This is a genomic window from Winogradskyella litoriviva, from assembly GCF_013249065.1.
In the GTDB taxonomy this organism is placed as follows: Bacteria; Bacteroidota; Bacteroidia; order Flavobacteriales; family Flavobacteriaceae; genus Winogradskyella; species Winogradskyella litoriviva.
Genome location: NZ_JABRWQ010000001.1, coordinates 159,497 through 171,724 on the forward strand (window position 1 = coordinate 159,497; position 12,228 = coordinate 171,724).

The following is a 12,228-nucleotide window of genomic DNA, read 5'->3' on the forward strand; positions in this document are numbered from 1 at the left end:
ACATGCTTTTTATACTAATATATACTTCTATTTTTTAAGCTGAATTACGACTCGCATTAATATTTCCAAACAATGAACGCGTCACCATCTTCTCAAATATTTTTATTTGTGCTTCATCTCTAACCTCAGCTTTTTCTAACTCTTGAATTTTCTTCAATGCATATTGCTGTATTGTTAACAATGGTAAAACAATAGATTCTCTAACTGCGATTGAGGCTTTACCCACTTGCTCTTCTTCCATCAATTCTTTATAACCTGTTAACTTCAAAATTAATCGCTTAGAAGTTTCATACTCATTGTATATGATTTTCCAGAATTCACCATACTCTGAATCTTGGGCCATATATCTAGTTAAATCGAAAAAAGATTTAGATAAAGACATCATACTATTTCCTATTAGTGTTTTGAAAAAATCTGAAGTTTTTATTAAAGATTGAACTTTATCAAATTCGCCTGCATCTTCATAATACTTTAATGCTGTCCCTACACCAAAAAATCCAGGTACATTTTGTTTCAACTGACTCCAGGAACCAACAAAAGGAATTGCCCTTAAATCTTCAAACACTAAACCATCGGACTTTCCGCGTTTAGATGGACGACTACCAATATTAGTTTTAGCATAATATTTAAGTGTACTCATATTCTCCAAATAAGAAATAAACTTTGGGTGTGATTTAAAATCTGAATACGCTTTATAACTACGATTAGCTAAATCCGTCATTACAGCTCTATTTTCTTCAGACATACTTAGATCCTTATCACTAATACTGTTTCCTATACCAGAACTAATTAATTGTTCTAAATTATATTGTGCAGACTCTAAAGTACCAAAATTAGAACTTATAGTTTGGCCTTGTATGGTTAACTGTACTTCTTCATCTTCAATTGTGGGACCTAAAGAAGCGTAAAAATTATGTGTATTTCCACCACCTCGAGCTGGAGGTCCTCCTCTACCATCAAAGAAAATTACTTTTACATTATATTTTCTAGACACTGAAGTCAAAGCTTCTTTAGCTTTATAAATAGACCAATTAGCCATTAAATAACCACCATCTTTAGTACCATCACTAAAGCCTAACATTATGGTCTGTTTATTACCACGTGATTTTAAATGCTTAGCATATTCTGGATTTGTATACAACTCCTCCATTACTTTTGGTGCATTTTCTAAATCTGTTATCGTTTCAAAAAGTGGCCCAATATCTACTGTTAATTCATCGTGAAACGCAACTAACTTTAACATTGCAAATAATTGCATGACGTTAAGTGTTGTTTGATTATTACTAATAATATAACGATTAGCTGCTTTTTCTCCATTAGTGGTTTGAATGGTTTTAATTGCCTTCATAGTATTTAAAGCCATCAAAGTTTCTTCGTCTTTTATTAATGACAAATCTACTTTACCATTTACGGCAGATAAAATCTCTACTTGTTCATTCTCAGACAAATCATGATAATTCTTAGGAAAAATATCACTACCACTCTCTATTAGAGTATTCACCATTTCATTAAAAAACTGATTATGTTTTCTACTGTCTTGACGTATATCTAAATTCGCAAAATGAAACCCAAAAAGGTGCACTTTATTTAAAAGACTTTTTACCTCTTCTAAATATAGCGAATGATGATTATCTATAATAATTTGTTTTACCGCTTCTAATTCTGAGATTAAAAATGGCAATGTGAGGCTAGAGGTCTCATTAGTGATAATTTTATAAAGCTCATCTTCTAATTTAGCCATTCTACTCTCTACGCCCTCAAACGTTAATTTCCGCTTTAATCGTCTTATATTTCTGTAATAACTTTTTATAATTGACAAACGCAACCTACCTGCTACCTTAAGAGTAATTTCTGGTGTTACAAAAGGATTACCATCTCTATCTCCTCCTGGCCAAAAACCAATATTTATAATATCGTTTTCAATTTGCTGACCATCAAATATATTTTGCTGAATATAATCGTAAATGGTTCCAAACGATTTATAAAAAACATTTTCTAAATACCATATTAAACTCACAGCCTCATCAAAAGGTGATGGTTTTTTATCTTTAAAAAATGGTGTTTTTCCTAGTTGCGCTAGTAAGTCATTTATTCTCAGTAAGTCATTTTCCCTAATTGCTTCGGTTAAATCTGTAATAATTCCTAAAACAGAACCAGGGTAAAATTGAGTTGGGTGAGCAGTTAAAACTATTCTAACTTTAAATTCTTCTAGATACTTTTTAAGAGTATCCATTTTATTATCGGCAGTTACGTTTTCTTTTAAACTTCGTAATGTACCAATACCATCCATATTATTAACCACAGGGAATGCTGCATCTTCAATAGCATCAAACAATACAACTTGTCTTTCAATATATTGAATAAAACGAAACAATAAATTAATCTGACTCTCTTCTGAACGTCTTGCCTGATATTTTTTAAAAAATGTAGTAACTATAGTTGTCGGATCTTCTTGATGTGCAAATCCTTTTTGACACGTTTCATGAAACAAAGGCAAAAGTGCACCCGTTTTAGTTACGCTATAAAAGGGTAAAGTCATAAATATACTGTTGTATATTTGATACTTTGACAATACATTTTGATTAAATCTAGTAAGTTTTGGCTGTGTGGGCATGTATATTTATATTATAGTCGATTGTCCTAAATGGATATTTTTAAAATTTAGATTTGTGTCTTTTGGATTAAAGATAAAATCCTCAACAAAATCTCCAACATTGGTTGTGGTAACTGTATCAATTGCCGAATTAATATCTGGTGTTGTAATATTCAATTTTAATGATTTTTCAACAGCCAACCTAATTAATTCAGCTTCATTATGTAATCCAAAATGACTCAACAACATCGCTGCAGATAAGATGGATGCGATAGGATTAGCAATACCTTTATTTGTTGCTTGTGGATAAGACCCATGAATTGGCTCAAACATAGCATATTTATCACCCACAGATGCAGATGCCAACAAACCAATAGATCCACCAATTACACTGGCTTCATCACTAATAATATCTCCAAACATATTTTCGGTTAATATAACATCAAATTGTTTTGGGTTTAATATCATTTGCATGGCTGCATTATCTACAAACAAAAAGTCTAATTTTACATCTGGATATTCTACTGCTATTTCCTTTACAACTTTTCGCCATAGTCTTGAAGATTCTAATACGTTGGCTTTATCTACTAACGTTAATTTGTGATCTCTATTTTGAGCTGCAACAAAAGCTAAACGAGCAATACGCTCAATTTCATCCCTAGAATATGCACAAAGGTCTGAGGCATAGTTACCATCTTCTGACAATTCTTTTTTACCAAAATAAATTCCCCCTGTTAATTCTCTATAAATACTAATATCTGTACCTTGAATAATATGCTTTTTTAATGGCGATTTATCTAATAAAGTTTGATATGCTTTTACTGGTCTTATATTAGCATATAATCCCATTTCCTTTCTCAACTTAAGCAATCCTTGTTCTGGTCTTACTTTTGCATCTGGATTATTATCATATTTTGGATCTCCTATAGCGCCAAATAATATAGCATCACTATTTTTACATAATTCTAAAGTTTTCTCTGGCAAAGCATCACCGTGTTTATCAATGGCTATTGCTCCTACATCTGCAATAGTAAATTTAAAACTATGATTATATTCTGAAGCAATTGCTGTCAGTGCCTTTATGGCTTGTTTTGTAACTTCTGGGCCAATACCATCTCCTGGTAAAACTGCAATATTTAATTTCATTAAAACTTTTTTTATATCCGAAATATCGGAAATCTTAATCTATATTTCTTATTTATTAAAGATGCTGCTAATCTACACACTTTGTTTTTCAAAAGCTTCAATTTCTGCTTTTTTACTTAATAAATAATCAATATCATCATAACCATTAATTAAGCATGTTTTTTTGTAAGCGTCTATTTCAAAATCTTCAGACAATGTAGAGTCTTTTACAGAAATTGTTTGATTTTCTAAATCAACCTCCATTTCTGTCTGAGGATTGGACTCAATTTTCTCAAATAAGTCACTCAAAAAACCTTTTGATACTTGAATAGGTAAGAGTCCATTATTTAATGCATTACCCTTAAAAATATCAGCAAAAAAACTAGACACAACTACTTTAAATCCATAGTCCGTAATTGCCCATGCTGCATGTTCTCTACTCGATCCACAACCAAAATTATCTCCTGCAACTAAAATACTCCCAGAAAATTCTGAATTATTTAATACAAAATCAGTATTTACTGTTCCATCTTTATGATATCTCCAATCTCTAAATACATTATCTCCAAATCCTTTTCTGTCGGTAGCTTTTAAAAAGCGAGCTGGTATTATTTGATCTGTATCTACATTCTCAATACTTAACGGAATGGCTCTAGATTGTAATTTTGTAAACTTCTCCATTAATTTAATTGTTTTGAAATATCAATAATTTTACCTTCTATTGCAGTTGCAGCTGCCACCAATGGACTTGCTAAAATAGTTCTAGAACCTTGGCCTTGTCGTCCTTCGAAATTTCTATTTGATGTAGATACACAATATTCACCTTGCGGAATTTTATCGTCATTCATAGCCAAACACGCTGAACAACCTGGTTGACGCAATTCAAATCCTGCATTTTCAAATACGGTTTTTAAGCCTTCTTCTATAATTTGCGCTTCAACTTGCTTACTTCCTGGCACTAACCATGCTGTAACATTATCTGCCTTTTTCTTTCCTTTAATATATTTTGCAGCGACTCTAAAATCTTCAATTCTAGAATTTGTACAACTACCTATAAATACAAAATTGATTGGTTTATTTATTAAACTTTCACCAGCCTCAAAATTCATATAAGCTAATGACTTTTTAAATGATGGATTTTCATCAACAGGAATATTCTCAGTAATCTTAATGCCCATTCCCGGATTAGTTCCGTAAGTAATCATTGGTTCTATATCTTCCGCATCAAAACTATATTCCATATCAAAAGAAGCTCCTTCATCTGTTGACAAAGTTTCCCAATAGGCTACTTTCTTTTCAAAATCTTCTCCTTTTGGCGCAAATTGTCTACCCTTTACGTATTCAAAAGTTGTTTTATCTGGTGCAATCATTCCGCCACGTGCTCCCATTTCAATGCTCATGTTGCAAACGGTCATTCGACCTTCCATGCTCATTTCTTCAAACACATTTCCTGCATATTCACAGAAATAACCTGTACCAGAATTTGTTCCTAATTTTGAAATAATATAAAGAATGACATCTTTTGGCAAAACGCCATTCTTTAATTTGCCATTAACAGAAACCCTTAAGCTTTTGGGCTTAGTAAGCAACAAGCATTGGCTTGCAAAAACTTGTGCTACTTGGCTTGTTCCAATTCCAAAAGCAATAGCACCGAAGGCACCATGTGTTGACGTGTGACTATCTCCACAGACCATGGTCATGCCTGGTTGTGTCACTCCTAACTCAGGAGCCATTACATGGACAATTCCATTATACTTATGTCCTAACTCATATAATGTAATATTGTTTTTTTTACAGTTTATTGATAATTGCTCTAGTTGCTGTCTAGATAACTCATCTCTAACTGGCTTATCTTGATTTAAAGTAGGTGTATTATGATCTGCTGTTGCAACAATTTGATTTGGTCTAAATACAGGAATTCCACGATCTTCCAATTCATTGAAAGCTTGTGGACTTGTTACTTCGTGTATTAAATGTTTATCTATATATAGTATTTGAGGACCATTTTCTATTGTACTAACAACATGCGCATCCCAAACTTTATCGAAAAGTGTTTTCTTTGACATCTATGCTGAAATTATTTGTTGATACAATTTACTTTTTTCAATGATTTGATGAATATCACTGTCATCTATTTCTTTCTTTTTATCTGCAAAACTTAAGAAATCTGCATAGACCTCGTCTAACTGTAATTTAGTTAACTCATAACCCACTTTTTTAGCTCTATATGCCAGTGCTGCTCTTCCGCTCCTTGCTGTTAACACAATTGCAGAATCTGTAACACCTACATCTTTTGGGTCAATAATTTCATAAGTTTCTCTGTTTTTTATTACACCATCTTGATGAATTCCAGAACTATGCGCAAATGCATTAGAACCAACAATTGCTTTATTTGGTTGCGTATAAATACCCATGCTATCACTAACCAATTGACTCATTCCGTAAAGCATTGACGTATTAATATTAGTATCTAAATCAAGATAAGGATGCTGTTTCAATACCATAACAACCTCTTCCAAAGCTGTATTACCAGCACGTTCACCAATACCATTTATAGTGCACTCAATCTGTCTTGCTCCATTAATAACACCTTCTATAGAATTTGCAGTTGCTAAACCTAAATCATTATGGCAATGACAAGATAAAATAGCCTTTTCAATTCCTTTTACATTCTCTTTAAGATACTTAATTTTTGCACCATATTCGCTAGGTAGACAATATCCTGTAGTATCAGGAATATTTAATACCGTTGCACCAGCCTTAATTGCAGTTTCACAGACTCTAGCCAAAAATTCATTATCTGTTCTACCAGCATCTTCCGCATAAAACTCAACATCCTCTACAAATGATTTTGCATATTTTACAGCCGCAAATGCACGTTGTAGAATATCTTCTTGTGTGGTTTTAAATTTATGAATAATATGAGAATCCGATGTCCCAATTCCGGTATGGATTCTTGGTTTTACAGCATATTTTAAAGCTTCTGCTGCCACTTTAATGTCATTTTGCACAGATCGTGTTAATCCACAAACCGTTGCGTTTTTTACGATTTTAGAAATTTCTTCAACCGATTTAAAATCTCCAGGGCTCGAGACGGGAAAACCAGCTTCAATCACATCTACACCAAGCTCATCTAACTGCTCTGCAATAACTAATTTTTGCTCAGTATTAAGTTTGCAGCCAGGTACTTGTTCGCCATCGCGAAGAGTTGTATCAAAGATTTGTATATTGTTATTTGACATATATCAAAATATATTTATAGTATTGTCTTACGAATTTATGTTTTGAATTTCATTACATTGTATATTGATAAATCGATTTTACGATGTTCAAAACCACATAAGGACATTAAATAACTGACAAACAACACAATAAGCTTATATTCTATTGATAACTAAAGACCAAAAAGATAATTTATTTTCACTTGTAAAATCTTTAACTAAGTCTGAAAAACGACAGTTTAAACTTTACGTTGGAAGACTCGGTGTAAATTCTGATTCTAAATTCTTGAATCTTTTTAACCTCTTAGATAAAGCAAAAGGTTATAATGAAGCCTCAATTCTAAAAACTGGTATTGTAAAAAAAACGCAACTAGCTAATGTAAAAGCACACTTATACAAACAGATATTAATTAGCCTTAAGTTAAATCCATCTCACCAAAATGTGCGTTTACAAATTAGAGAACAGTTAGATTTTGCTTCAATTTTATATCACAAAGGACTCTACAAACAGAGTCTAAAAATTTTAGACAAAGCAAAAGAATTAGCCATTGTTAATGAAGAAAAAAACTCAGCTTTTGAAATTGTAGAACTCGAAAAAGTCATCGAATCTCAATACATAACTCGCAGTATCAGCACACGTGCAGACGAACTAGCTATACAAGCCAAAGAACTGAGCGCACTCAATGTTATTGCAAGTAAACTTTCTAATTTATCCCTTCAACTTTATAGCATAATTCTTAAAACAGGCTACGTTAGAAATGAGAAAGATGCAGATGAAATTACAACCTATTTTAACAAAAGATTACCTGCTACTAAAAATAAAAAATTAGGTTTCAGAGAAAAATTATGGCTTTACAAAGCGCATTTATGGTATAGTTTCTTAATGCAAGATTTTTTGAATTGTTACAAATATGCTTCAAAATGGGTAGACTTATTCTATCAAAATCCAAGTATGATTAATCTTAATCCTGTTTTCTTTTTAAAAGGAAACAACTACCTACTTGAGTCTATATTTTTTATTCGAAATAAACCAAAATTTGTTCAAAAATTAGAAAACTTTAAAGCCACAGTAACTAGTCCTAAATTTGCTAAAGACGAAAATGTTTCTTCATTAATATTTCTATATACCAACTTTCACAACATTAACCAATACTTTATAGATGGGAGTTTTGAAGACGGTTTAACTATAATTCCAACTATAGAAAACGAACTTATTCTTTTTAAAGATAGAATAGATCCACACCACAAATTAGTATTTTATTACAAGTTTGCTAGCTTACATTTTGGAGCAGGAAACAATAAGGCTTGTATACAATATTTAGATAAAATTATTTCTAACAAAACCCTTTCTATGCGTGAAGATTTATTGTGCTTTTCTAGAGTATTAAATCTCGTTGCACATTACGAAGCTGGTTTAGATTATCATTTAGAAACCCTTTTAAGAAGCACTTACAAATTTTTAATAAAAATGAATGAGTTACATGAAGTGCAAAAGGAAATGATTAAATTTATTAGAGGACTTCAAGACATTTACCCTCATGATCTTAAAAATGCATTTAAAGAATTACATAAAACTTTAATCGCATATGAAGACCATCCCTTTGAACGGAGAGCATTTTTATATTTAGATATTATTTCTTGGCTAGAAAGTAAAATAGAAAACAAACCGGTTAGTGAAATAATAAAGACTAAATATTTAACAAAATATGCTCCGTAATCTTTAGAATATCATAAAAAACAAATAAAAACACAAAATAATTTGGAATTCTAGATTTTGTGTTGCAATATTTGTGCTCACAAAGTTCAAACACTTACTGAAATGTTATCAAGAAAGGTGGAGGGAAAGACCCAATGAAGCCTTAGCAACCCTTAGACTTACTAAGAAGGTGCTAAATTCTACTTGAATGGGCAAGTCATTTTTTGCAAATTTTAGATAGATAACTCAAGCCTAATTACTCATTTGTAATTAGCATTTTCTTTATAACATTTTTCTATTAAGTACGCTTCGCTCTTAGACAACATTCAAGGAGTAAAAGAAGTTTATTTGGCTTTTGGTTTAATTTATTTTAATTCAAAAAACTTAGAAAAATGAGTACACAAAAATTCGCAACAAAAGCGTTGCACGCAGGACATGACACTAATCTTACAGGAGGAACAAGAGCTGTTCCTATTTATCAAACTTCTTCTTATGTTTTCGATGATTCGGATGATGCAGCAGGACGTTTTAACCTGTCAGTTCCAGGATTTATTTACACAAGATTAAACAATCCTACAACAGACATTTTAGAACAACGTTTAGCTGCCCTAGAAGGTGGTATTGCGGCAGTAGCAACAGCCTCTGGTACAGCAGCGATTTCTACAACACTACTAACACTTTTACGAGCTGGAGACCACATTATAGCTTCTAGTAGTTTATATGGAGGAACCTATAATTTACTAAGCGTTACACTACCAAGACACGGCATTACAACTACGTTTGTTGACCCTTCTGACCCAGAGAACTTTGCAAAAGCAGTACAAGAAAACACAAGAGCAATTTTTGTAGAATCTTTAGGGAATCCAAAATTAGATGTTTTAGATTTAGAAGGCATTTCTAAAGCCGCAAAAGCACACAAAGTACCATTAATTGTAGATAACACAGTAGCTACTCCATATTTGTTAAATCCAATTGAATATGGAGCTAATATTGTTATTCACTCTTTAACAAAATACATAAATGGTAATGGTACATCACTTGGAGGAGTAATTATTGACGCAGGTACTTTTGATTGGACCAACGGAAAATTCCCAGAATTTACAGAACCATCCGCTGGTTACCATGGTTTAGTATATAGCGAAGTCATTGGTGCAGCTGCTTTTATTGCAAAAACCCGAATTGAAGGCTTAAGAGATTATGGTGGCGCGTTGAGTCCGTTTAATGCATTTCAAATTATTCAAGGTTTAGAAACTTTAGAATTACGTATTAAAAAACATAGTGAAAATGCTTTAGAATTAGCTCAATGGCTGCAAGAACAACCGGAAGTAAAATGGGTAAATTATCCTGGCTTAGAAACCAGCAAATACAATACCCTTGCTAAAAAATATTTACCAAACGGACAAAGTGGTATCGTAACTTTTGGAGCTGATGGTGGTTACGAAGCCGCTAAGACCATTGCAGACAAAACAAAAATATTCTCACTATTGGCAAATATTGGAGATACAAAATCATTAATAATACATCCTGCAAGTACAACACATCAGCAGCTTAACGATGAAGCACAAGAAACAACAGGTGTTACTAAAGATTTAATTCGACTATCAGTAGGAATAGAAAATATTGAAGATTTAAAAGCCGATCTAAAAGCCGCTTTTGCTATTGTAAAGCAAGAAAAAGCAATCCAAAACTAATTGTAGCAGTTAAGTTTAGTTTTAAAACAGATGTCATTACCATGATGGCATCTGTTTAATCGTTTAAAATTAAAAATGGAAAAATTACAATACATAACTATTCGAAATTTTATTACCATTTCTGGTAAGACACATACAATTAATTTGTCTTATCAAACATTTGGAAAAACGATTCATACTGCTCCTTTTGTTTTAGTAAACCATGCTTTAACAGGAAATTCTAATGTTATTGGAGAAGACGGTTGGTGGAATGATTTAATCGGAGAAAATAAATGTATTGATACTAACACTTATACCATTATAGCATTCAATATTCCGGGAAATGGGTTTGATAATAACCCTGAAAATTTAATACAAGATTATAAAAATTTTACGGCAAAAGATGTCGCTAAACTAATGGCAATTGCTTTAGAGCAATTAAAAATAGAACAATTATTTGCCGTTATTGGTGGCTCAGTTGGTGGCGGATTAGCTTGGGAATTAGCTGTAATAAAACCTAATTTAATTAAACACTTAATTCCAATTGCAACCGATTGGAAATCTACAGACTGGATAATCGCTAATTGTCATATTCAAGATGCCATTTTAAACAACTCTAGTCAGCCTTTAGCCGATGCCAGAATGCATGCAATGACGTTATATCGAACGCCTGAATCACTCGCACAAAAATTTGGAAGAACTAAAAAAGAAGACAAACTCTATAATGTAGAATCTTGGCTCAATTATCATGGTGATAGTTTAAACAAACGTTTTAATTTATCTGCTTACAAAATGATGAATCAAGTTTTAAAAACTATAGATATTACTGAAAATCATAAGGATTTTATAGAAGTGGCATCAACGATTTCTTCAGACATACATATAATCACTATAAATTCAGATTTGTTTTTTAAGGCTGAAGAAAACTGGAATAATTATGTAGATTTAAAAAGCGTAAAAGACAATGTTAATATTCATGAAATTAAATCCATCCATGGCCATGATGCCTTTCTAATTGAATTTGACCAATTAGAACGTTTTTTAAAACCCATTTTTAAAAGAGAATTAAAAACGAATAATAATTTAGAAGTAAGAATTGCATAGTAACAGATAAATAAACTAACGGAAAAGCTCAAACTCATGTTTGGGCTTTTTTGTTTTTTCTCTCTTGATGGATTTAATGCAAAGATTAATTTTTAAAAATAGTATATTAGCTCGTTAGACCTTTGTCGATAATAAACTATAATTAAAATAACATTTAATGTGTAATAATAAAGAACAATTTATGAAAGAAGCTGTAAATGCAGCTTTAAAAGGAATGAATAACAATGAAGGTGGACCTTTTGGTTGCGTTGTTGTTAAAGATGGAAAAATTATAGGACGCGGAAATAACAAAGTAACATCTACTAACGACCCAACAGCACATGCTGAGGTTACAGCCATTAGAGATGCATGTAAAAATCTAGATTCTTTTCAATTAGAGGGTTGTGAAATTTACACCTCGTGCGAGCCTTGCCCAATGTGTTTGGGCGCTATTTATTGGGCAAGACCAGACAAAGTTTACTATGGAAGCAACCAAGTAGATGCTGCTAAAATCGGTTTTGATGACGAATTTATCTATAAAGAAATCCCGTTACCTTACGAAAAAAGAAGCATTCCTTTTCAGCAATTAGCTAGAGAGATTGCATTAGAGCCATTTAATGAATGGACAAAAAAAGTAGATAAGACCGAATATTAATTTGAACAGGTCTAAATTGAATAAAAAATTAGGATTAGTATTGATGATATGTTCAATTCTAATCCTTTTTTAATTTTGGATAGGTGTATACTCTGATGATGAGTTTGGAGAACATCATATCTTTATAAAACACAAACCCATTTGGAAAACTTATTTCTATTCTCCTCGTGGCATGAGTGATTTAC

9 protein-coding genes and 1 riboswitch are annotated in these 12,228 nt (G+C 32.0%); of the genes, 4 read left to right on the forward strand and 5 right to left on the reverse strand.

Annotated elements, in window-relative coordinates:
* Nucleotides 1–34: 34 nt before the first annotated feature.
* From HNV10_RS00655 to HNV10_RS00675, 5 genes are all read right to left on the reverse strand, one after another.
* Nucleotides 35–2,614, reverse strand: a complete 2,580-nt coding sequence (locus tag HNV10_RS00655; RefSeq protein WP_173299405.1) for a phosphoenolpyruvate carboxylase — start codon at nucleotides 2,612–2,614, stop codon at nucleotides 35–37.
* 6 nt (nucleotides 2,615–2,620) lie between these two features.
* Nucleotides 2,621–3,739, reverse strand: a complete 1,119-nt coding sequence (gene leuB / locus HNV10_RS00660; RefSeq protein WP_173299406.1) for a 3-isopropylmalate dehydrogenase — start codon at nucleotides 3,737–3,739, stop codon at nucleotides 2,621–2,623.
* Nucleotides 3,740–3,811: 72 nt separating this feature from the next.
* Complete coding sequence (gene leuD / locus HNV10_RS00665) at nucleotides 3,812–4,399, reverse strand: 3-isopropylmalate dehydratase small subunit (protein WP_173299407.1); 588 nt, start codon at nucleotides 4,397–4,399, stop codon at nucleotides 3,812–3,814.
* Complete coding sequence (leuC, locus tag HNV10_RS00670; RefSeq protein ID WP_173299408.1) at nucleotides 4,399–5,784, reverse strand: 3-isopropylmalate dehydratase large subunit; 1,386 nt, start codon at nucleotides 5,782–5,784, stop codon at nucleotides 4,399–4,401. The genes leuD and leuC overlap by 1 nt, the downstream gene beginning before the upstream one ends.
* Nucleotides 5,785–6,960, reverse strand: a complete 1,176-nt coding sequence (locus tag HNV10_RS00675; protein ID WP_173299409.1) for a 2-isopropylmalate synthase — start codon at nucleotides 6,958–6,960, stop codon at nucleotides 5,785–5,787.
* 148 nt (nucleotides 6,961–7,108) lie between these two features.
* Between HNV10_RS00675 and HNV10_RS00680 the strand changes: the two genes are divergently transcribed.
* The 4 genes from HNV10_RS00680 (at nucleotide 7,109) to HNV10_RS00695 (ending at nucleotide 12,043) form a co-directional block, all read left to right on the forward strand.
* On the forward strand, nucleotides 7,109–8,656 hold the full coding sequence (locus HNV10_RS00680) for a hypothetical protein (RefSeq protein ID WP_173300030.1): 1,548 nt from the start codon (nucleotides 7,109–7,111) through the stop codon (nucleotides 8,654–8,656).
* Nucleotides 8,657–8,758: 102 nt separating this feature from the next.
* Nucleotides 8,759–8,883: riboswitch (SAM riboswitch) on the forward strand.
* Between the two features lie 144 nt (nucleotides 8,884–9,027).
* Nucleotides 9,028–10,326 (forward strand): O-acetylhomoserine aminocarboxypropyltransferase/cysteine synthase family protein, encoded by a 1,299-nt coding sequence (locus tag HNV10_RS00685; RefSeq protein WP_173299410.1) that lies wholly within the window; start codon nucleotides 9,028–9,030, stop codon nucleotides 10,324–10,326.
* Between the two features lie 75 nt (nucleotides 10,327–10,401).
* Nucleotides 10,402–11,409 (forward strand): alpha/beta fold hydrolase, encoded by a 1,008-nt coding sequence (locus HNV10_RS00690; RefSeq protein WP_173299411.1) that lies wholly within the window; start codon nucleotides 10,402–10,404, stop codon nucleotides 11,407–11,409.
* A 157-nt stretch (nucleotides 11,410–11,566) separates the two neighbouring features.
* Nucleotides 11,567–12,043: a nucleoside deaminase gene (locus HNV10_RS00695; RefSeq protein ID WP_173299412.1), complete on the forward strand. Its 477-nt coding sequence runs from the start codon at nucleotides 11,567–11,569 to the stop codon at nucleotides 12,041–12,043.
* The last annotated feature ends 185 nt before the right edge of the window (nucleotides 12,044–12,228 follow it).